General features: G+C 32.3%; 21 protein-coding genes. 11 read left to right on the forward strand and 10 right to left on the reverse strand.

Annotated elements, in window-relative coordinates:
* Positions 1–66: 66 nt before the first annotated feature.
* Positions 67–708 carry a protein-L-isoaspartate(D-aspartate) O-methyltransferase gene (locus ACNG5D_RS09070; protein WP_418183196.1) on the reverse strand — a complete coding sequence of 214 codons (642 nt, stop codon included), beginning with the start codon at positions 706–708 and terminating at the stop codon, positions 67–69.
* A gap of 157 nt (positions 709–865) precedes the next feature.
* On the opposite strand from ACNG5D_RS09070, the gene ACNG5D_RS09075 reads away from it, so the two are divergent.
* The 8 genes from ACNG5D_RS09075 (at position 866) to ACNG5D_RS09110 (ending at position 8786) form a co-directional block, all read left to right on the forward strand.
* Positions 866–1825: a Gfo/Idh/MocA family protein gene (locus tag ACNG5D_RS09075; protein WP_418183197.1), complete on the forward strand. Its 960-nt coding sequence runs from the start codon at positions 866–868 to the stop codon at positions 1823–1825.
* A gap of 2 nt (positions 1826–1827) precedes the next feature.
* Positions 1828–2718 carry a 3-hydroxyacyl-CoA dehydrogenase family protein gene (locus ACNG5D_RS09080; RefSeq protein WP_418183198.1) on the forward strand — a complete coding sequence of 297 codons (891 nt, stop codon included), beginning with the start codon at positions 1828–1830 and terminating at the stop codon, positions 2716–2718.
* 59 nt (positions 2719–2777) lie between these two features.
* Entirely contained in the window at positions 2778–4016 is a 1239-nt protein-coding gene (locus tag ACNG5D_RS09085; RefSeq protein WP_418183199.1) for a DUF1015 domain-containing protein, read from the forward strand.
* A 54-nt stretch (positions 4017–4070) separates the two neighbouring features.
* The gene (locus ACNG5D_RS09090; RefSeq protein ID WP_418183200.1) at positions 4071–4742 is read left to right on the forward strand and encodes a YggS family pyridoxal phosphate-dependent enzyme; all 672 of its coding nucleotides are present in this window, start codon (positions 4071–4073) and stop codon (positions 4740–4742) included.
* Between the two features lie 18 nt (positions 4743–4760).
* A complete protein-coding gene (locus ACNG5D_RS09095; protein WP_418183473.1) occupies positions 4761–6122 on the forward strand; it encodes an exonuclease domain-containing protein in 1362 nt (453 codons plus the stop codon).
* A 42-nt stretch (positions 6123–6164) separates the two neighbouring features.
* A complete protein-coding gene (locus ACNG5D_RS09100; protein WP_418183201.1) occupies positions 6165–7016 on the forward strand; it encodes an ion transporter in 852 nt (283 codons plus the stop codon).
* Between the two features lie 172 nt (positions 7017–7188).
* Positions 7189–8106, forward strand: a complete 918-nt coding sequence (gene miaA, locus ACNG5D_RS09105; RefSeq protein WP_418183474.1) for a tRNA (adenosine(37)-N6)-dimethylallyltransferase MiaA — start codon at positions 7189–7191, stop codon at positions 8104–8106.
* 5 nt (positions 8107–8111) lie between these two features.
* Positions 8112–8786: a GNAT family N-acetyltransferase gene (locus ACNG5D_RS09110; RefSeq protein ID WP_418183202.1), complete on the forward strand. Its 675-nt coding sequence runs from the start codon at positions 8112–8114 to the stop codon at positions 8784–8786.
* 30 nt (positions 8787–8816) lie between these two features.
* On the opposite strand, the gene ACNG5D_RS09115 is transcribed toward ACNG5D_RS09110, so the two are convergent.
* Genes ACNG5D_RS09115 through ACNG5D_RS09125 form a run of 3 tightly spaced genes read right to left on the reverse strand, consistent with a single transcriptional unit; the run spans position 8817 to position 11509 of the window.
* Positions 8817–10382: a DUF4097 family beta strand repeat-containing protein gene (locus ACNG5D_RS09115; RefSeq protein ID WP_418183203.1), complete on the reverse strand. Its 1566-nt coding sequence runs from the start codon at positions 10380–10382 to the stop codon at positions 8817–8819.
* A 13-nt stretch (positions 10383–10395) separates the two neighbouring features.
* Positions 10396–10974 carry a hypothetical protein gene (locus tag ACNG5D_RS09120; RefSeq protein WP_418183204.1) on the reverse strand — a complete coding sequence of 193 codons (579 nt, stop codon included), beginning with the start codon at positions 10972–10974 and terminating at the stop codon, positions 10396–10398.
* On the reverse strand, positions 10958–11509 hold the full coding sequence (locus tag ACNG5D_RS09125; protein WP_418183205.1) for an RNA polymerase sigma factor: 552 nt from the start codon (positions 11507–11509) through the stop codon (positions 10958–10960). Before ACNG5D_RS09125 ends, ACNG5D_RS09120 begins: the two co-directional genes overlap by 17 nt.
* Positions 11510–11892: 383 nt before the next feature.
* Between ACNG5D_RS09125 and ACNG5D_RS09130 the strand changes: the two genes are divergently transcribed.
* Both ACNG5D_RS09130 and meaB read left to right on the forward strand, forming a co-directional pair.
* Positions 11893–12447 carry a DUF2911 domain-containing protein gene (locus ACNG5D_RS09130; protein WP_418183206.1) on the forward strand — a complete coding sequence of 185 codons (555 nt, stop codon included), beginning with the start codon at positions 11893–11895 and terminating at the stop codon, positions 12445–12447.
* Positions 12448–12478: 31 nt separating this feature from the next.
* The gene (gene meaB, locus ACNG5D_RS09135; protein WP_418183207.1) at positions 12479–13555 is read left to right on the forward strand and encodes a methylmalonyl Co-A mutase-associated GTPase MeaB; all 1077 of its coding nucleotides are present in this window, start codon (positions 12479–12481) and stop codon (positions 13553–13555) included.
* Here meaB and ACNG5D_RS09140 read toward each other — a convergent pair.
* From ACNG5D_RS09140 to mnmA, 6 genes are all read right to left on the reverse strand, one after another.
* On the reverse strand, positions 13552–14124 hold the full coding sequence (locus ACNG5D_RS09140; RefSeq protein ID WP_418183208.1) for a phosphatase PAP2 family protein: 573 nt from the start codon (positions 14122–14124) through the stop codon (positions 13552–13554). The genes meaB and ACNG5D_RS09140 overlap by 4 nt on opposite strands.
* A gap of 23 nt (positions 14125–14147) precedes the next feature.
* Positions 14148–14375, reverse strand: a complete 228-nt coding sequence (locus ACNG5D_RS09145; RefSeq protein WP_418183209.1) for a hypothetical protein — start codon at positions 14373–14375, stop codon at positions 14148–14150.
* Positions 14376–14384: 9 nt separating this feature from the next.
* Positions 14385–15761, reverse strand: coding sequence for an MATE family efflux transporter (locus ACNG5D_RS09150; RefSeq protein ID WP_418183210.1), 1377 nt, complete (start codon positions 15759–15761; stop codon positions 14385–14387).
* 277 nt (positions 15762–16038) lie between these two features.
* Positions 16039–16980 carry an NAD(P)H-dependent flavin oxidoreductase gene (locus tag ACNG5D_RS09155; RefSeq protein ID WP_418183211.1) on the reverse strand — a complete coding sequence of 314 codons (942 nt, stop codon included), beginning with the start codon at positions 16978–16980 and terminating at the stop codon, positions 16039–16041.
* On the reverse strand, positions 16980–18602 hold the full coding sequence (locus ACNG5D_RS09160; protein WP_418183212.1) for a S8 family serine peptidase: 1623 nt from the start codon (positions 18600–18602) through the stop codon (positions 16980–16982). The genes ACNG5D_RS09155 and ACNG5D_RS09160 overlap by 1 nt, the downstream gene beginning before the upstream one ends.
* Positions 18603–18627: 25 nt before the next feature.
* A complete protein-coding gene (gene mnmA / locus ACNG5D_RS09165) occupies positions 18628–19815 on the reverse strand; it encodes a tRNA 2-thiouridine(34) synthase MnmA (protein ID WP_418183213.1) in 1188 nt (395 codons plus the stop codon).
* A 179-nt stretch (positions 19816–19994) separates the two neighbouring features.
* Here mnmA and ACNG5D_RS09170 point away from each other — a divergent pair, with 179 nt between their 5' ends.
* A complete protein-coding gene (locus ACNG5D_RS09170; protein WP_418183214.1) occupies positions 19995–21389 on the forward strand; it encodes a fasciclin domain-containing protein in 1395 nt (464 codons plus the stop codon).
* The last annotated feature ends 48 nt before the right edge of the window (positions 21390–21437 follow it).

A 21437-nucleotide genomic window follows, 5' to 3' on the forward strand; every position in this document is an offset into this window, starting at 1 on the left:
AAAACGCTTAAAAACTATAAAAAATCCTTCATTTTTAATAAGTGAAGGATTTTTTGTTTGCAGTAACTAATTTTTATCTTCCAATAAAGGTACAAATCTAAATTCGCCAAACTCTTCTTGTTCAAATTCTTTAGCGCCCTTTCTAGTAAACATCGTCATAACTTGCACATTATCGCCAACCGGAATAACAAGTTTACCTCCTATTTTTAATTGGCTTAATAAAGGCTTAGGTACAAAAGGTGCTCCGGCAGTAACTATTATACCATCAAAAGGTGCTTCTTCTTTCAAACCAATATAACCATCTCCAAAAATTAATTTTTTAGCACGATACCCCAATTTAGGTAAAAACTTACTCGTTTTTTTAAACAATTCGTTTTGGCGCTCTATACTATAAACCTTAGCACCCAATAAACATAAAACTGCTGTTTGGTAACCACTACCCGTTCCTATTTCTAAAATTTTATCTCCTGGTTTAATTTGAAGTAATTCTGACTGAAAAGCTACCGTATACGGTTGCGAAATAGTTTGATCTGCAGCAATAGGAAACGCTTTATCTTGGTATGCATGGTCTAGAAAACTAGAATCCATAAATAAATGTCTTGGTATTTTACCTATAGCATTTAAAACATTGGCATCAGTTATACCTTTGTTCTTTAACACATTAACAAGTTGCTGTCTTAATCCTTGATGCTTAAAAGTGTCTTTCAATTTTGGTGGCGTTTGGTTTGCTAAAATTAGGCAAACATTTTTAAGTCAAAAACAATTTATTAAGTTTTTATTTTTCATAATTGCTAAACTAAAATTTTATAATAAATACTTAACTTCATCTTTTAATTATCTTATTTTTGTTGAAAACGTAAAAATTATGCTAAAAGTTGGTGTTCTTGGTGCTGGTCACTTAGGAAAAATTCATTTAAGACTTCTTAAAAAATCTGAAAAATACAACCTTGTAGGTTTCTATGATGCTAATCAAGAAAACGGTAAAAAAGTAGAAGCCGAATTTGGATATAAATTCTTCAATTCTATTGATGCTTTAATTGATGCCGTAGACATGGTTGATATTGTTACACCAACCCTATCGCATTACAATTGCGCTAAACAAGCCATAGCAAAAGGAAAACATATTTTTATAGAAAAACCAATTACAAATACTGTTGAAGAAGCCGAACATATTAGAGAGCTTCTAGCCGAAAACAATTTACGCGGCCAAGTAGGACATGTAGAACGATTTAACCCTGCTTATCTTGCTGTTAAAGATGAGATTAATTCGCCAATGTTTATTGAAACGCACCGTTTAGCAGAATTTAATCCAAGAGGCACAGATGTTCCTGTTGTTCTAGATTTAATGATTCATGATATCGATATTATTTTAAGCGTAGTAAAATCTAAAGTTAAAAGCGTTTCTGCTAGTGGTGTTTCTGTAATTAGCGACACACCAGATATTGCCAATGCTAGATTAGAGTTCGAAAATGGCTGTGTGGCAAACTTAACAGCGAGTAGAATTTCACTAAAAAAAATGCGTAAAGCACGTTTTTTTCAGAAAGATGCATACATCTCTGTAGATTTTTTAACTAAAAAATGTGAAGTTGTAAAAATGAAAGACGCCCCAGAAAACCCTGGCGATTTTGATATGATTTTACAAAATGCCGAAGGCGTTAAAAAACAAATTTATTTTGATAACCCAGCAGTTCCAGACAACAATTCTATTTTAGATGAATTAGAAACTTTTGCCGATGCTATAAATAATAATACAACACCTATTGTAACACTTCATGATGGTACCGAAGCCTTACGTGTTGCTACTCAAATAATAAACTCTTTTTAAAAATGAAAAATATTGCTGTTATTGGTGCTGGTACCATGGGAAATGGTATTGCACACACATTTGCGCAAAGCGGATTTAATGTTCAACTCATAGATATTAGCCAAGAAGCTTTAAACAAAGGCATTAAAACTATTACTACCAACCTAGACCGTATGGTAGCAAAAGAAAAAATTACCGAACAACAAAAAACAGATACTTTAAACAACATAACAGCTTTTACAGATATAAAAGAAGGAGTTAACAATGTCGATTTAGTTGTTGAAGCTGCTACCGAAAATTTAGACTTAAAACTTAAAATATTTAAAAACCTAGATGAAGCCTGTTCTAAAAACACAATTTTAGCAACCAACACATCTTCAATATCTATAACACAAATTGCAGCCGCTACTTCCAGACCAGATAAAGTTATAGGTATGCATTTCATGAATCCTGTTCCTATCATGAAACTGGTAGAAATTATTAGAGGTTATAACACAAGTAACGAGGTTACAAACTCTATTATGGAGCTTTCTAAAACCTTAAAAAAAGTTCCTGTAGAAGTAAATGACTACCCAGGCTTTGTAGCCAATCGTATATTAATGCCAATGATTAACGAATCTATAGAAACACTATACAATGCTGTAGCAGGTGTTGAAGAAATAGATACTGTTATGAAATTAGGTATGGCACACCCAATGGGACCACTACAACTAGCAGACTTTATTGGGTTAGATGTTTGCTTATCTATTTTAAATGTTATGTATAACGGGTTTAAAAACCCTAAATATGCACCATGTCCTTTATTAGTTAATATGGTAATGGCAGGCAAATTAGGCGTAAAATCTGGAGAAGGGTTTTATGATTATTCTGAAAGTAAAAAAGCCGAAAAAATTGCAAAACAATTTTTAAAGTAATAACATGCAGTTACAGTTAATAAAAACAACATTTAAAACTAAAACTGTAAACTAAATTTATGGCTAAAATAATTCCATTTAAAGCAGTAAGGCCAACTAGAGCTATAGTTGGCTTAGTGGCTTCTCGGCCTTACCAAAGCTACACGGTTAACGAACGAGAATCGAGAATGGATTATAACCCATATAGTTTTCTGCATATAGTAAATCCAGGTTATAAATACGCCCAAATTATTACTGGAGAAGAACGCTACAAACTAGTTAAAAATAGATATTTAGAATTTAAAGAAGATGGCGTTTTTATTCAAGACGAAAAACCATCCTTTTACGTTTATAAAATAGTAAATCGTCACGGGCAAGAATTTAACGGAATTATAGCGGCAACTAGTGCCGAAGACTACGAAAAAGATATAATAAAAAAACACGAAGACACTATAGCAAAACGCGAAGAAACATTTAAAAGCTATTTGCAAACTGTTGGTTTTAATGCAGAACCAGTATTACTTACCTACCCAGACAACAAGAATATAGATACTATTATTAAAGAAACTCAAAAAAAATATGCCGAATTTGAGTTTACTATGACATACAAAGACACACATTATTTATGGAAGATTGATGATGAGAATACCATTTCTATAATTCAAAATGAATTTAAAAAAATGGAAACCATATATATTGCCGATGGGCACCACAGATCGGCTTCATCATCGCTTTTATATAAAGATGAAAAAGCCAAAAACAAAGCACATACTGGTAACGAACCCTATAACTTTTTCATGTCTTACCTTATACCAGAATCTAATTTAGTAATTCATGAATTTAATAGATTAGTAAAAGATTTAAACGGATTAAGTAAAGAAGAGTTCTTAATTCAGCTAGACCATTTATACCGTATAGAAAACAGAGGTAAAACACCATACCAACCATCAAAACCACACCATTTTAGTATGTATCTTGATGGCGATTTTTATTCATTATACCTAAGAAAAACAAGACATAAATTTAATACAGCTCTAGATAAACTTGACGCACAAATACTTTATAAAACCATACTACAACCTGTTTTAGGTATTAACGATTTACGTAAAAACAACCGTATAGAATATGTTAATGGTAGAGATGAAATGATAACCATAAAAAGTAGTGTAGATAGTGGTAAATTTAAAGTTGGTTTTGGCATGTGTCCCGCTCATGTTAATCAAATAAAAAATATTGCCAACGAAGGTTTAACAATGCCTCCAAAAAGCACCTATATATTACCAAAATTAAGAAGCGGAATAACCATCTATGAATTTTAAAAGTTAGTTAAGTAAATAGTATTATAACTAACGTCTTAACAGACATATTTACAAATGAGTATAAAAGAAAACCTAAATCTAATAAAAACATCATTACCAGAAAACGTTACACTTGTAGCTGTTTCTAAAACAAAACCTATAAGCGATTTAATGGAAGCTTACCATGCCGGACAGCGCATTTTTGGAGAAAACAAAATCCAAGAAATGGTTGAAAAACACCAAAAAATGCCTAAGGATATTAAATGGCACATGATTGGGCATGTACAACGAAATAAAGTAAAATACATGGCAGAATTTGTAAATTTAATTCATGGTGTCGATAATTTTAAATTACTTAAAGAAATAAATAAACAAGCCAAAAAACACGATAGAGTTATAGATTGTTTGCTTCAAATTAAAATAGCTTCAGAAGATTCTAAATTTGGAATGACTTTTAAAGACGCTTCAGAAATTATTCAATCCGAAAAATTTTCAGAACTAGAAAATGTAAGAGTCACTGGCGTTATGGGAATGGCAACTTTTACAAATGATGAAAGCCAAATAGAAAATGAATTTAACCGTTTAAAATTTACTTTCAATACATTAAGAGCACTTCAATCTAACTATTGCAAACTAGAAACCATAAGCATGGGCATGAGTGGCGATTACAAATTAGCCATAGCATGCGGTAGCACAATGGTTAGAGTAGGAAGTAGTATATTTGGTTCACGTAATTATTCAAATTAACCCTAAAAGCATCATACAATTTACGCAATTTTAGACATAGAAACTACTGGAGGCAAGTACAATGAAGAAGGCATAACAGAAATTGCTATATATAAATTTAATGGTCATGAAGTTGTAGACCAATTTATAAGCCTTGTAAACCCAGAGCGCGAAATTCAACCATTTGTTGTAAATTTAACAGGTATTAATAGTAATATGCTACGTAATGCTCCCAAATTTTATGAAGTAGCTAAACGTATAGTAGAAATTACCGAAGATTGTATTTTAGTTGCCCACAATGCTCAATTCGACTACCGTATTTTATGTACAGAATTTAGACGCTTAGGGTTTGATTACCAACGCAAAACACTATGTAGTGTAGAATTAGCTAAAACATTAATTCCGGGACAGCCATCTTACAGTTTAGGTAAATTAGTACGCTCTTTGGGCATACCTGTAACCGATAGACATCGGGCTTCTGGCGATGCACTAGCCACCGTAAAATTATTTAAGCTATTACTTAACAAAGACACCACAAAAAGTATTATTCAAAAATCTATAAGGCTAAACCCAAAACGACAATTAGAACCAAAACACCTAGATATAATAGCCAACTTACCTGCTATTACTGGTGTTTACTATATGCACAAACAAAACGGCGACATTATTTATATAGGAAAGAGTAACAACATAAAAAAACGCATAAACCAGCATTTTACAGGCACAAATGCCAAGTCTAAAAAATTACAAGCTAAAGTTACTAGTGTAACTTACGAAGCCACAGGAAGCGAATTAGTAGCCCTTTTAAAAGAAAGCGAAGAAATTAAAAAAGTAAAACCTATGCATAATAGAGCTTTACGTCGCTCTATTTTTACACATGCTTTATACACTTTTACAGACGAGCAAGGTTATATAAATTTAAAAATTGATATTGCCGACGGGCGCAAAAAAAACATAACCACTTTTAGTAATCGCCAAAGCGGTAAAAGTTTTATAACTAAAGCTGTTGATGATTATAATTTATGCCAAAAACTATGTGGAATATATAAAACACAAACCAGCTGTTTTAATTACGAAATAAAAACTTGCCAAGGTGCTTGTATACAAAAAGAATTACCAGAAGTCTATAATAAACGAGTTCAAGCACTTATTGAAAAAAACAGTTATTCAAATAAAAACATGGTAATTATTGATAAAGGCAGAGAAATAGACGAACGAAGCGCTATTTTAATAGAAAACGGTGTTTTTAAAGGTGTAGGCTTTTTTAATTTAAATTACCAAATAAACAATATAGAAGTTTTAAAATCTATTATTACACTTATGCAAAATAATAGAGACACTCAGCATATTATACAAAGCTATCTTAGAAAGAATAAACGTTTAAAAATAGTAGAATTTTAAAACAGTTAAAATTAGTAAATCTTTTACTATTTTTGAGTTTATATGAGTAAATACACCAGAAATAAATGGCGATTAAGGCTTCAAGAAATTATATACGAAGCAGACACCCCAGCAGGTAAGCTATTCGACGTTATATTATTAATAACCATAATAGCCAGTATTTTACTTGTAATGCTAGAAAGTGTAAAGGCAATAGATGTTAAATTTCACGATTTCTTAAACATATCAGAATGGGTAATAACCATTCTATTTTCAATAGAATATATAGCACGAATTATTACCGTAAGAAAACCACTAAATTATATATTTAGCTTTTATGGTATAGTAGATTTACTATCCACCATACCAAAATACATTTCGTTATTCTTTGGAGGCATCCATGCACTAGCAGCATTACGCGCATTACGTTTGCTACGTATATTTAGAATATTAAAATTAGCACGCTATTTAGGCGCATCAAACAATCTAGTAAATGCCCTAAAAGCAAGCCGAGCCAAAATATCGGTTTTTCTCTTTGCAGTAATTATAGTAGCCATTATTTTGGGTACCGTTATGTACCTAATAGAAGGCGAAGAAAATGGCTTTACAAACATACCAAAAAGCGTATACTGGTGTATTGTAACCCTAACAACAGTTGGCTTTGGAGATATTGCGCCACAAACACCGCTAGGGCAATTTATAGCATCGTTAGTCATGATTTTAGGTTACGGTATCATAGCCGTTCCAACAGGCATAGTTTCGGCAGAATATACAAGCCAAAGTAAAAACGCAAACCAAAAACCAGACAACCAAAAAGTACATTTAAACTCAAAATCCTGCAAAAAATGTTTAGCAACAAGCCATAAAGATAATGCCGAGTATTGTTATAACTGTGGCGAAAAATTGTTTATTTAATATTTGGGCGTTACCACAAGGGTCGGGCTTTACGCTACAAGTCCTCGCTCGCACACTCGCTGCGGGCTTTCCTCTGCAATCCCTAACGCACTTATTAGTTAAAATCTAGTATAATCAAAAAAATTTGAATACTCATTTATTCAAACTAACTTTACAAAAAAAACATTACGCTATAAACTCAAACATAAAATATTTAATTTCTATTGTTGGTCCAACAGCCATAGGCAAAACAGCACTAAGCATTAAATTGGCACAACATTATAAAACCCAAATTATTTCGGCAGACTCTCGCCAGTTTTTTAAAGAAATGCAAATAGGTACAGCAGCCCCAACTACCAATGAGTTGCAAGGCGCAAAACACCATTTTATACATCATAAATCTATACAAGACAATTACAATGTAGGAACATTTGAAAAAGACGCCATACAATGTTTAGAAACGTTATTTAAAACCAATAATATAGTTATAATGGTTGGTGGCTCTGGTTTATATGTAAATGCTGTTACAAAAGGGCTAGACCACTTTCCTGAAGTAAATTCTAACATTCGCGAAAATTTAAACAAACAACTAATAACTAACGGATTAGAAACACTGCAAAAACAATTACAAACTCTAGATCCAATTTCTTATAACACCATAGCAATAAATAACCCACATCGTGTAATTCGAGCCTTAGAAATTTGTATAGGCACAAACAAACCCTACTCTTCATTTTTAAACAAAAACAAGAATAAGCGTAATTTTAAAACTATCACTATAGGGCTAACAGCCGATAGAGAATTAATATATAAACGCATAAACCAACGTGTAGATATCATGCTACAAGAAGGCTTACTAGACGAGGTAAAACAACTAATAAACCATAAAAAATTAAACGCCCTAAATACGGTAGGTTATAAAGAACTTTTTAATTACTTTGATGGTATTTGGGAATTAGACTTTGCTATATCTGAAATTAAAAAAAATACTCGTCGTTTTGCAAAACGCCAACTTACTTGGTTTAAAAAACAAGAAGATACAATGTGGTTTAATTACAATACGCCCATTCAATCTATTATAAAACAAATTAACACCAAAATATCAAACTAAAAAAAATGATTGATGAAACGGTTTTAGACAATCCTGTTTGGCATGCTTTAACAGAAAAACATTATAATCAAGCCATAAATTACGGTAATGTAAAGTTTTACCAACCCGATTACGCTCCTTTTGGTGCTTTTAATAATCAGGCAGACACTACAGAAGCCATAAAAAAACATTCTAAAATAATTAAAACCTTTTTTATTGTTGGTAATAAACCCAAAATGCCTATAGGCTTTAACCCTCCAATTAAGTATGTAGGCTTACAAATGATGCTTCGAAACAAAATACAACACCCAATAACAAACAATATTGTAGAGTTAAACGAAAAGCACTTCCCAGATTTATTAAATTTAATGGCACTAGCCTATCCAGAATATTTTAAACAAAAGACAAGCGCCCTAGGTCGATACTTTGGTATTTATAAAAACCAAAAACTAGTTGCGGTAACTGGCGAGCGCATGCAAACCAATTATTTTACCGAAATAAGTGCCGTTGTTACACATCCAGAGCATACCGGAAACGGCTACGCCAAAGAGTTGCTTACACACACATCAAATAAAATTTTTAAAGAAAATAAAACCCCGTTTTTACATGTAGATATTACAAATTTAGGTCCTATAAATTTGTATAAAAAACTTGGATTTGTTACAAGAAGGCAATTAGAGTTCTGGAAAATAAGCCGTTAAAAATAGAAGAAGCACATTACAAAGTAAATTTTAGTGCATATTAACATGGCTATATTTAGCGTTAATAACAATATTTTTTCCGCTTGCTAAATTTCCTGCAGAAAAATTAGAAGCATGGTCTTTGGTTAATTTATCGGGGTGAGTAAAATAAGATCTTGCTCCCTTATATTGTAGGTTATAATCTTCGCTAGGCAAACTAATAATAGCATCGTTATTTTGCAAAATCATATTTAAGCTAATAAAATTATCATCAATATTAAAAATTTTAATGTCGCCAATATTACCATCAATAATAGCGCTACCAAACAAATTTTCTACATCAATATTTGATGAAACCGAGTTTAACACCAAATGCTTAACATTTTCAAGTTCAACATGTTTTACATAATTCAAATTTAATTTACCTAAATTCCAATCGGTTACATAAATAGGCGAATAAGAAGCATTAATGGAAGTTAAACTTCCATTAATGCTTTGGGCAGTAAATTTAGTGTGCGATAAGTTAGCCTCTAAATTATCAATATTAGCAGCAAACTCAATTTCGCCGTGCCTAACATTAACTTTTAATTTTGCGCCTTTTGGCATTTTTATTTTTATTGTTTTTTTTACGTTAAGGTTAGATTTGGTATGAAACAAGCGTTCAACCTCTTTTTCTCTATCTTTAATTAAAAAAGCACGCTCTTTCATGTGTTTTTTTCGCTCTTCAACTAGAGCTTTCGCATGTTTTTCGTGTTTTAACCTACGTTTAACTAAAGCTTCTTCTCGCTTAGCTAAAGCCTCTGTTCTGCTAGATTGTGCTTCCATTCGTTTTGCATAACGCTCGCCCCATGCTTCCATTCGTTTACCAAAATCTTCTCCCCATTGTTCTCCAAATTTTTCGCCCCATGCTTCCATTTTTTTAGCATAATCTTCGCCATATTTTTCATGCCATTCTTTTCCAAATTTCTCACCCCAAGCTTCCATTTTTTTGGCGTAATCTTTTCCATATTTAGATTCAAAATTTTTAGTCCACTCCTCTAAATACTTTTCTCCATTTTTTTGGTATTCACCATAATCAAAGGCAACGGCATTAACACCTTCTGGTAACTCAGGAAGTTTTGGCATTTTTGGCATCTCGGGCATTTCAGGCATCTCTGGCATTTCAGGCATCTCTGGCATTTCAGGCATTTTTGGTAAATCGGCTAACTCAAACTTTAATTCATTTAAAAGCGCTCCAATACCAAGTACATCTTCTTCTTCGCAATTATCACATTCATGCGAAACGCTATGTGTCCATAAAGATCTAGGATGTGTTCTATTTGTTGTTATTGTCACATTTTTGTTAGAAGCATCAACATTAACTTTCCACTCTTTTAAAGCGTTTTCAAGTTCTTCTTTAGTTAATTTTTCACTTTCAATGTAAGCTTCTATTTCTATTGTATTTCTATTCCATGTATCAAAAACTATATTGCTATAACTTGTATTTAAATCTATAACAACATCTTTATCAACTTTAATAGATTGCGATACTTTTGTTAGTTTTTCTTGTCCAAACAAACTTACCGATAGTAAGAAACTTAAGGTAAATAATTTAATTTTTATAAATGTACTGTTCATTTTTTGATTTTTTTTAGATTGATTGTGTTACGCCTTCTACATTAACATCAGAAGCATTAAACTCTTGCAATTGAGACCTTAATCTATACAATAAATTTAAACGCAATTTTAAATTATCAATTAAGGCATTAACAGTTAATTCACTAGGGCCAACTTCTGTTAGTTCTAAAGATAATCTTTGGTATTCTTTATCAAGCTCATTTAGTTGTAATAAATACCCATCAAAAAGTTCTTTAGTTTCTGGCGTATATGTCATTTTCGACAATTCTAAATTTATACTTGCCAAATAATAATCTTCAACTTTTTTTAATCCTGGCGAAATATCTCCTAAGGTTTTTGTCTTAACTGTTTTAGTATTTGCAATTTGTATATTATTATTAATTACAGGCGGTTGTAAAAATTTAAACACTCCAAAACTTAAACCTAAAAGCACAACTACGCTAGCTGCAATTTGCATCCAACTAAATTTACGCGCTTTCGTTTCTGGCAATGCCTTATCCAATTTATCAAGAAATCGTTCTTGATGGTTTTTTGGCATCGTTTCATGTGTTATTTTATCATTTTTAAATAACTCTCTAATATCTTGTGCCATTTTTTTTAAGTGTTAACAGGTTTTGTAATTTTACTTTTCCTCTAGATAGTTGTGTTCTTGATGCCACTTCAGAAATATCTAGAATTTCCGAAATTTCTTGGTGGTCGTAACCCTCAATTAAATACAGCATCACAACATATTGATACCTATCTGGAAGCTCCTCAATAGCTTCCTTAACATCCTCCAATGTAATGGTATCTTCTACCAACCATTTGTCGTCTTTAGGTATATCAACCACTTTAAGGTGCACCTCATTAAGTTCTATTAAATCATGCTTTTTAGCCTTTAAAAAGTCAATACTTTTATTAACAACAATACGTTTTAACCAAGCCCCAAAAGTAACCTCGGCCTTATATTGGTGTAGTTTAGCAAAAGCCTTAATAAAAGCTTCTTGCACTACATCTTCGGCATCGGTAGCATCTTTTAAAAACCGTTTAGCAACAATATACATCCCATCGCAGTACTGGTTGTATAACTGCATTTGTGCCTTCCGGTTGTTCTGTTTACATTGTTCAATAATGTTAACTTGAAACATGCTTAATTTACTTTTGGTTTCAACCTACATAATATATTGCAAATCTATTATAAGGTTTTTAGTTAGTTCATTTTAAAGACGATTAAAAAAAAAGAGTGTTGCAAAAAAATATAAAAAATTTTAAAAACAATTATTTGGGCGTTACCACAAGGGTCGGGCTTTACGTTACAAGTCCTCGCTCGTATCCTCGCTGTGGGCTTTCCTCTGCAATCCCTAACGCGTACACATTTGCTAAAAACAGTATTAAAATAAAACTTTAAGCTTAATTTAAATAGTTAATATATCTTTATCTATGCCTTTACAACAAAACTAAATAAATTAGCGTTTGTACTTTATCAATTATACCAATTAAATTATCTTTATAGCCTAATAAATTTCTATAAATGAACACCTTTTTAAAACGCATCTTAATCCTATTATCAATAATAGCATTAGGATTATTTTTATATTCAACATTTGTTGAAAACATTTTTACAAAACGCTTAAGCCCTAAAGATACTGTAGAGTTTAAACTAAACGATTTACATCTAGAAGTGTTTTATAACCGCCCGTACAGAAAAGAACGCGAAATTTTTGGAGCTTTAGTACCTTACAATCAAGTGTGGCGTACAGGAGCAAACGAAGCCACTACTTTTGAAACCAACAAGCCCTTACAAATAAACGGGTTACCATTAGCCGCAGGAAAATATACTTTATGGACGGTTCCAAAAGATTCTACCTGGACCATAATTTTTAATTCCAAACAATACTCTTGGGGTGTAAATGCCCAAATGCAACCTATGTGGGATCCTAATTACGATGCTTTAAACATAGAAGTACCCGTTCAAAAACTACCAAGTCATGTAGAGCAATTTACCATTGCTTTCGATAATTCTACAGACAATCTATTTTTAACTATGGCTTGGGATGATGTTAAGGTTGCTGTACCTCTTAAATAATATTGTAAATTAGACAAACAAATGTCTACTCGTGGCTAAAAAAAATAAATCGGCATTACAGGAAAAAAAAGGCGTTTCTATATCAGAAACAACCAATATTTCTTCTATTAATACAATTAAACAAAAGCGTAAAGCAAAAATTAACTATAAAACATTAGTTGCATCTATTTTAAAAAAAGATGTTACAGCCTTAAGCCGAGCCATAACATTAGTAGAAAGCACAAACCCAAAACATAAAACCGAAGCCAATTTAGTATTAAAAGCCTGTTTACCACACGCAAACCAATCTGTTAGGATTGGCATAACTGGAGTTCCTGGAGTTGGAAAAAGCACTTTTATAGAGGCCTTTGGCAAACATCTTACAGCCTTAGGTAAACGCGTTGCCGTACTGGCCATAGACCCTAGTAGTTCTATAACAAAAGGCAGTATTTTAGGCGACAAAACAAGAATGGAAGATTTGGTAAAAGACAAGAATGCCTTTATTAGGCCATCTGCTTCTGGTAACTCGTTAGGTGGTGTTGCCAGAAAAACCAGAGAAACTATTACGCTATGCGAAGCTGCAGGTTTTAATGTTATTATAATTGAAACTGTAGGTGTTGGACAAAGCGAAACCACCGTACACAGTATGGTCGATTTCTTTTTATTATTAAAGCTAGCTGGAGCTGGAGACGAATTACAAGGTATAAAACGTGGTATTATTGAAATGGCAGACACTATTGCGATAAATAAAGCCGATGGAGACAACCTAAAAAATGCCAAAATAGCCAAGGTAGAATTTAATAGAGCGCTTCACCTCTACCCAGAAAAAACATCAAAATGGCAACCAAAGGTTACGCTTTGTAGTGCTTTAAAAAATGAAGGCATTGATGCTATTTGGAGTATTATTTTAAACTATGTAGAAACCACTTCAAAAAACGATTTCTTCAATAAAAAACGAAACGAACAAAATAAGTTTTGGCTTATACAAACCATTGAAGAGCAATTAAGAACAGACTTTTTTAATACCCCAAAAATAAAAAAAGAGTTAGCAAACCAACTTCAATTAATAGAGAATAATAAAACAACCCCCTTTGCTGCTGCCGATTTTTTATTGAGCCTTAACAATTAAGAGGTTACAAATCGTTTTAAAACATATTTAGCGATTTTATAAAACATAAAACCAGATAAAGCACCAAAAGTGAGTCCGCAAACAATATCTAATGGGTAATGTACACCCAAGTAAATTCTACTGTAAGCCACAATAAAACTTATTAAAATTAAAACATAAATTAATTTTTTAAAATATGGTCTTAATAATAAACCACCAAAAATAGCTACAGCCATAGAGTTTGATGAATGCCCCGAAAAGAAACCATATTTTCCGCAACGAACAGCAATAAAACGAATTTTATCAGCAATATCATCTGCCCCACATGGTCTAGGTCTTGCAAAACCTCTTTTAAATACATTAGTTATTTGATCTGTAAATGTTATCATCAAAGCTAGAACAACAATTAAAATAAGCATTGCTTTAAGACCAAACTTTTTATAAAATAAATAAAGCAACAGTACGCCTAAAAATGTACCAAAAATAAATTTGTTAGTAATTCCTAACCATAGTGTATCCCAGGTTTCAGATCCTAAACCATTTAAATACACAAATAAATCGGTATCGTATTCTAAAAGTTGCTCAATCATTTTTTAACATTTAGTATTACACGCTACGCTTCGTATTTAGCTACTTCATTATCATAAAACTCGGTAGCTTCCTTTATAGCATTTTCGGTTTCAGTTTCTAATTCTTTTTGGTCTTCAGCATCAAAATCTTCAAACCACTCAACCTCATCATTTTCTAGATTAATTATAAATCTAGGAAACTCAGTATGTATAACATAAATAGCATTTGGAAACTCTGTATTATCGCCTAATATAAATTTTGGTAATGACATTTTATTAATTTATTTGTTCGACAAAATTAACCTTTTAGTTAAATAATTAAATCTTAAGTACAATAAAATTGAAGCTGTAGTTAATCCTGCAAGTAATCCTAACCAAATACCAAAACTACCATAAGCATTGGCTTTACCAAAAAACCAACTAACAGGAAAACCAACTAACCAGTACGATACAAAAGTAATTATTGTTGGTATTTTAACATCTTGCAAACCACGTAGTGCCCCTAAAACAACAACCTGAATGCTGTCGCTTATTTGAAAAATGGCCGCAGCAACTAAAAGTTTAGATGCTATAGTTACTACTTCCGTATTATCTGTTAAATTTTTTGCATCATCATAATCTACATAAATTCGTGGTAAATAGTCATGAAAAATAAAAAACAACAAGGCAAACCCCGAAGCTAACAATGTGCCCATTAAAAATAAAGAAAATGCTATTCGTCTCAATTCAAAATATGCTTTTAACCCTTTTTGGTTTCCTACACGAATCATAGCAGCAACGCTAAGCCCCATGGCCACCATAAACGTCATAGAACTTAAATTTAGTGCAATTTGGTTTGCTGCTTGAGGGTTTTTACCTAATAAGCCACTAAGCCAAATGGCAGCTGTAAAAATAGCTACTTCAAAAAACATTTGCATTGCACTTGGCGCACCTAAATTTATAATTTTTTTAAGCATTAATTTATCCAAAACAAATAGCTTTATATGTGTTACATAAGCTTTCGATTTTTCTTTTCCTTTTAATAAATACCATAAATACCAAACCATAACAAATCTTGATATTAATGTGCCATAAGCGGCACCAACTATACCAAACTCAGGAAGACCAAATTTTCCAAAAATTAACAAATAGTTTAAAATAACATTTATAATATTACCTATTAATGTTGCATACATGGGGTATTTAGTCATAGACAACCCATCACTAAATTGTTTAAACCCTTGAAAGACAATTAGCGGAATTAACGAAAAGGCTACCAAATCTAAATACGGAATTGCTAACTCAACAACCTCAACAGGTTGCTCCATTAAATACATTAAAGGTTTGGCAAAATAAACTAGTAAAAATAGAAGCACTCCTAAAACCGAGCATAAAAATAAACCGTGCTTAAATGAAGATTTACCTTTAACAAAGTCTTGTGCCGAATCTGCTTCGGCTATTAAAGGTGTAATAGCTGTAGAAAAACCAATTCCTAAAGACATGGCAATAAACATAAAACTATTACCTAAAGATACTGCAGCTAACTCTGCTGTACCTAATTGCCCAACCATTATATTGTCTATAAAACTTACAAAAGTATGCCCTAACATGCCTAACATTACAGGTGCTGCTAGTTGCCAATTGTATTTAAACTCTTTTGTGTAATTTGCTATTTGCATTAGGCAAAAATAAACTTTAACATGTACTTTTTAGAAATTTAGCAGTTTTCTTTTTATTAAAATAACGTATTAACAAATGTTAATAAAACTATATAATTTTAACCTTTAATAAAATTGTATTTTATAAATTTGTATTGCCTTAAGTCGTTCTCCTTAATAGTTAATAGTATATGGGAACGTTTAGTTTTTTATAGGGATAAATTACTAGTACAAGAGTTTCTAAAAAAAAGAGGAGGGATATATTTCCCTCCTTTTTAATTTAAAGTATATTGAGGCTTTATAGATTTAAAGTATCTAATTTAGACTTCTCAAACTCCTTGATAATATCTTCAACAATTTTTGAAACTGGTTTAATATCATGAATTAAACCTGAAATTTGTCCTATTTCTAATTCACCTTCATTTAAATCGCCTTCAAACATACCTTTTTTTGCTCTAGCTCTACCAAGTAATTCTTTAAGTTGCTCTGGTGTTGGGCCTGTTTTATATAATGCTTGCAGTTTATTATAAAAGCTATTTTTTATTAATCTAACAGGAGCTAACTCTTTTAGTGTTAATTGAGTATCGCCTTCTTTAGCATTAACAACAGCATTTTTAAAAGCATTATGAGCAGAACTTTCTTCACTAGCTACAAAACGACTACCAATTTGAACACCATCGGCTCCTAAAACCATAGTTGCCAACATAGCTTTACCTGTAGCAATACCGCCTGCAGCAATTAACGGAATTTGTATTTGCTCTTTCACCATAGGTATTAAGGTTAATGTGGTTGTTTCGTCTCTTCCATTATGTCCGCCAGCTTCAAACCCTTCTGCTACAACGGCATTTACACCCGCTTCTTGTGCCTTTAAGGCAAACTTTACACTACTTACTACATGCACAACAATAATACCACGATCCTGCAACCAAGAGGTCCACGTTTTTGGGTTTCCGGCAGATGTAAAAACAATCTTTACACCTTCTTCTACAATAATATCCATAATCTCCTGAATATTTGGATATAACATGGGCACATTAACTCCAAAAGGCTTATTAGTTGCCTTTTTACATTTTTGAATATGCTCGCGTAAAACTTCAGGGTACATGGAGCCGGCTCCTAACAACCCTAAAATTCCAGAGTTACTGGCTGCCGAGGCTAAACGCCAGCCACTATTCCAAATCATTCCAGCTTGAATAATTGGGTATTTTATTTTGAAAAGTTCTGTAATTCTATTAGACATTATTGCTTAATAAATTTTAAAGTTTTTGAAAAAGATTTATGCTTTAATTTAACCATATAAATGCCTTTAGGTATTGTTTGAATATTTATAAAATTATTTTCATTAGAAATGGAATAACTATTAATTTCCTTTCCTAAAACATTATATAGTATTAATGAAATTGTATCGCTTTGTTCTGGTAATTTTACATACAACTTATTTTTTACTGGATTTGGGTATAAACTAACCGTTAATACATCGCTATTATAAGAAGTAGCCGAAAGTGCATTGTTTAAAGCCAACTCTAAATTTGGTATACCATATCCTAAAAAATAATCTGGTGAATTGTATTGCGATGCCGATTCTCGTACTATTTGCATAATTTCGGCATTGGTTTTATTTGGCAAAGATTGCCACAAGCAAACAATAGCACCTGCTAAAATTGGAGAACTAAAGGAAGTTCCGTTTGCTGTAGAAATAACATCATTTTCGGTTATAACATAACTAGCTTGGCCTTGTGCTACAACGTCTGGTTTTTGTGTAGGTTGAAAACTACTTCCTACCGAGCTAAACGAAGCATAATTTCCTGAAGCGTTTACTGCTCCTACTGATAAAACATTTGGCGAATCGGCTGGGGCTCCAACACCAGAATTCCCTGAATTTCCTGCCGAGGTAATTAATAATAAACCTTTTTCAAAAGCCACATTAGCGCCTTTAGTAATATATGCCGTATAACCATTTAAATCTGCGGGCGAGTAATTATAAGACGTATTATCAAAAGTTGTATACCCTAAAGAAGTATTAACTACATCTACCCCTAAACTATCGGCTCGTTCTACAGCTTCAACCCAATAACTTTCTTCTACAGGGTTTTCATTTGGTGCATCTTCAGTAATAAATAAATAATATGAAGCATCGGGTGCTGTACCTACAAATTGATTTTCTACATAACCTGCCATAGTACTTAACACTAATGTACCGTGGTTACTTGTTGTTCCTGTATAGACATCATCACTTCTATTAACAAAATCATAACTTCCTAATATATTTCCTGCATCTCGTAATCTTTTAAACGAGCTCATTGTATTTACATTAGGAAAACCTGCATCTAAAACAGCAACTAGCATGCCTTGACCTGTAGAGTCTGTTAAATGTAGTTTATCTCCATTAATCATTTTTATTTGATTGGCAGAATTACCGTAGTTAAAAGTTGTAAAAACACCTTCTAATTTAGGTTGTTTTTGGGGTTTATTCTTAACTTTTGTGCTTTTGGAGTTTAAGTTTTTATTTGCAAAATCTACAGCGCTAACAAAACTTAAGCTTTCCAAACCTTGAATTACAGATTGAATACCTCTTACATGAACGGCATTAAACCACTTAGATTTTGCCAAAACAGTAACACCAGATGTGTTTTTAATTTGTGTAATATAAGCTTCGTTTACAGGAACATCACGCTCATCTATAGTTACTCCGTAGTTATTTTTTCTATCTATAGCCTTTTGTGTAAGAATACTAATTGGATTAGCTAATGAAGCTGCTACATTTTCTTTATTGGTAAAATACACCCATGCATCTTCAAATTGAGCAAATAGATTAAAACTTAAACCAAAAAAAATTAGAAATATTATGGCGTTTTTTTTCATAACATAAACGTTTAATTACGCTAAGTTATGAAATTACACCAGAACCTATAAGCTCATCATTTATATACCAGGCTACAAATTGTCCTTCGGTTATGGCAGATTGAAATTTTTCAAACTCTACATATAATCCGTTATCTACTTTATAAAGTATAGCATTTTCTAGGGTTTGCCTATACCTAATCCTAGCCTTTACCTTCATGGTTTCGTCAGTTTTAAGCTTTAAATCTTCCCGAATCCAATGTAACTCTTCATTATTAACAAATAATGCCTTTTTATAAAGCCCTGGGTGTTCTTTACCTTGTCCGGTATAAATTACATTGTCTTCAACATCTGTGTCTATAACAAATAATGGCTCAACAGTTCCTCCTACTCCCAATCCTTTTCGTTGCCCTTTTGTAAAATAGTGAGCGCCTTGATGTTTACCAACTACTTTTCCTAAATCTAATTTATATTCAATTTTTCTAGATAAATATTTTAATTTTTGTTCTGTAGAAGTAAACTCTGTTTTAATATTATTATAAATAGATTGTTCTTTAGGAATTTCAACAATTACTCCTTCTTTAGGTTTTAATTGTTGTTGTAAAAAATCTGGCAGTTTTACTTTACCTATAAAACAAAGCCCTTGCGAGTCTTTTTTTTCGGCTGTAACCAAATCTAATTTTGTGGCAATAGCTCTTACTTCTGGCTTTGTTAGCTCTCCTATAGGGAACAAAGCTTTTGATAATTGCTCTTGTGATAATTGACATAAAAAGTACGATTGATCTTTATTACCATCAACACCAGCTAAAAGTTGATAAACTTCTTTATTATCTTTATTAATAGTTCCCTTTCTACAATAATGCCCCGTAGCAACATAATCTGCACCAAGATCGAGAGCTATTTTCATAAACACATCAAACTTTATTTCTCTATTACAAAGTACATCTGGGTTTGGTGTTCTTCCTTTTTCATATTCATGAAACATATAATCAACAATACGCGCTTTATATTGTTCGCTTAAATCGACGGTTTGAAAAGGTATACCTAGTTTATCTGCAACTAACATAGCATCATTACTATCGTCTAACCAAGGGCATTCATCTGATATTGTTACCGAATCGTCATGCCAATTTTTCATAAACAACCCAATAACCTCATAACCTTGTTCTTTTAACAAATATGCTGCAACACTAGAATCTACACCACCAGAAAGCCCTATAATAACTCGTTTCATTTCTAAAAAAATTAGTTTACAAAGATACATATTATTGCAAGATTTTATAGCTAAAAAGAAGGCATGAAAATAGGCAAAAACATATTTTTGTTTATTTAATTTTAAAAAATATTAAACAAAATTTGGAATTTTGTTTAATTATTTTGTAGTTTTGCTAAACAAACATAAAACTTTACAAAATGAAAACTTTAAATTATTTAAAAAAAATGACGGTAGCCGTATTAATATTATTTACTGTATCGTCTTGCAGTAGTGATGATGATAATAATATTGATTATGCGCCAACAAACAGTATTGTAGAACTAGCACAAGCAACACCAGAGTTATCTAGTCTAGTAACGGCTTTAGTAAAATATCCTGATTTAGTAAACTTATTAAGCACAGATGGTACTTACACCGTATTTGCACCTAACAACAATGCTTTTGAAAATTTATTAAATGCAATTGGGCAAACTTCTATTGATGATATTCCTGAAGATGTACTTAAAACTGTTTTACAACACCACGTATATACATCGGCTGCTTTAGAGGCAAGTGCTGTCTCTTCTGGTACAATTACCATGGCTGGTGGAGAAAACGTAGAAGTTATGGTTAGCTCAAATGGTGTATTTTTAGGTAACGCACAAGTAATAGCCACAGATGTTGTAGCTAATAATGGTATTGTACATGTAATAGATGGTGTTTTAGTACCTCCAACAATTACACCTATTGTTGGTACTATAGTAGCTCCTGCTTATTTTAACAAAAACTTTACGACACTTATTGCTGCTGTTAAAGCAGCCGACCCAAGTATTTTAGAATTATTATTAAGTAATGGACCAAGCGACAATGGCTTAACACTTTTTGCACCTACTAACGATGCTTTTGCTGCTGCTGGCATTACTGATGTAAATGGTGCTGATGCTGTACTAGCTTATCATGTAATTGACGGAACTGTAATGGCTTCAATGTTACCAGAATCTGGAATTGCTGCAGCCGAAGTAGCTACTTTAGGAGGTAACATATATATTACCAATGCTGGAGGCAATGTTTCAATTAATGGTACAACTACGGTAACCGTAACGGACATAACTGGCTCTAATGGAGTGTTGCATGTCATTGACAAAACTTTAGTTCCGCCTACAAATACTATTAATGACATAGTTGCTAGCCTTGCTAGTGGAAACCCTGCTGAATTTACCATGTTAGCTGCTGCTTTATCTAAAGCTGGTTTAGGAGATACTTTTGGTACCGAAGGTCCTTTTACGGTATTTGCTCCTACTGATGCCGCATTTATGGCAGCTGGATTTGAAGATGTAGATGCTATTAACGCAACCGATGCAGAAGTTCTAGTCCCAATTTTAACACATCATGTAGTAGAACCTAGCGTTTACATTTTTTCGACCGATTTAACCGATAACTTACAAGCGCCTATGTTAAATGGACAAAATATATTAATAGACCTAGATACATTAACCGTACAAGATGCAGCTGGATCAAATCCTGCAGCTGGGCTGGTTACTGCTTTATTAAATGTGCACGCTACAAACGGTGTTGTTCATGTTATTGATAAAGTATTATTACCATCTGATTAATAGTACAGTTTGGTTTGTTGATTGTAGACAAACAATAGTGTTATCGCT

The sequence above is a fragment of the Algibacter ulvanivorans genome (assembly GCF_048381495.1).
Classification (GTDB): domain Bacteria; phylum Bacteroidota; class Bacteroidia; order Flavobacteriales; family Flavobacteriaceae; genus Algibacter_B; species Algibacter_B ulvanivorans.

Excerpts from the sequence above, each read along its gene's own strand:
- ACNG5D_RS09075 (WP_418183197.1), top strand. The coding sequence starts at position 866 with ATGCTAAAAGTTGGTGTTCTTGGTGCTGGTCACTTAGGAAAAATTCAT.
- ACNG5D_RS09080 (WP_418183198.1), top strand. The coding sequence starts at position 1,828 with ATGAAAAATATTGCTGTTATTGGTGCTGGTACCATGGGAAATGGTATT.
- ACNG5D_RS09085 (WP_418183199.1), top strand. The coding sequence starts at position 2,778 with ATGGCTAAAATAATTCCATTTAAAGCAGTAAGGCCAACTAGAGCTATA.
- ACNG5D_RS09090 (WP_418183200.1), top strand. The coding sequence starts at position 4,071 with ATGAGTATAAAAGAAAACCTAAATCTAATAAAAACATCATTACCAGAA.
- ACNG5D_RS09100 (WP_418183201.1), top strand. The coding sequence starts at position 6,165 with ATGAGTAAATACACCAGAAATAAATGGCGATTAAGGCTTCAAGAAATT.
- ACNG5D_RS09110 (WP_418183202.1), top strand. The coding sequence starts at position 8,112 with ATGATTGATGAAACGGTTTTAGACAATCCTGTTTGGCATGCTTTAACA.
- ACNG5D_RS09115 (WP_418183203.1), bottom strand. The coding sequence starts at position 10,382 with ATGAACAGTACATTTATAAAAATTAAATTATTTACCTTAAGTTTCTTA.
- ACNG5D_RS09120 (WP_418183204.1), bottom strand. The coding sequence starts at position 10,974 with ATGGCACAAGATATTAGAGAGTTATTTAAAAATGATAAAATAACACAT.
- ACNG5D_RS09125 (WP_418183205.1), bottom strand. The coding sequence starts at position 11,509 with ATGTTTCAAGTTAACATTATTGAACAATGTAAACAGAACAACCGGAAG.
- ACNG5D_RS09130 (WP_418183206.1), top strand. The coding sequence starts at position 11,893 with ATGAACACCTTTTTAAAACGCATCTTAATCCTATTATCAATAATAGCA.
- ACNG5D_RS09140 (WP_418183208.1), bottom strand. The coding sequence starts at position 14,124 with ATGATTGAGCAACTTTTAGAATACGATACCGATTTATTTGTGTATTTA.
- ACNG5D_RS09145 (WP_418183209.1), bottom strand. The coding sequence starts at position 14,375 with ATGTCATTACCAAAATTTATATTAGGCGATAATACAGAGTTTCCAAAT.
- ACNG5D_RS09150 (WP_418183210.1), bottom strand. The coding sequence starts at position 15,761 with ATGCAAATAGCAAATTACACAAAAGAGTTTAAATACAATTGGCAACTA.
- ACNG5D_RS09155 (WP_418183211.1), bottom strand. The coding sequence starts at position 16,980 with ATGTCTAATAGAATTACAGAACTTTTCAAAATAAAATACCCAATTATT.
- ACNG5D_RS09160 (WP_418183212.1), bottom strand. The coding sequence starts at position 18,602 with ATGAAAAAAAACGCCATAATATTTCTAATTTTTTTTGGTTTAAGTTTT.
- mnmA (WP_418183213.1), bottom strand. The coding sequence starts at position 19,815 with ATGAAACGAGTTATTATAGGGCTTTCTGGTGGTGTAGATTCTAGTGTT.
- ACNG5D_RS09170 (WP_418183214.1), top strand. The coding sequence starts at position 19,995 with ATGAAAACTTTAAATTATTTAAAAAAAATGACGGTAGCCGTATTAATA.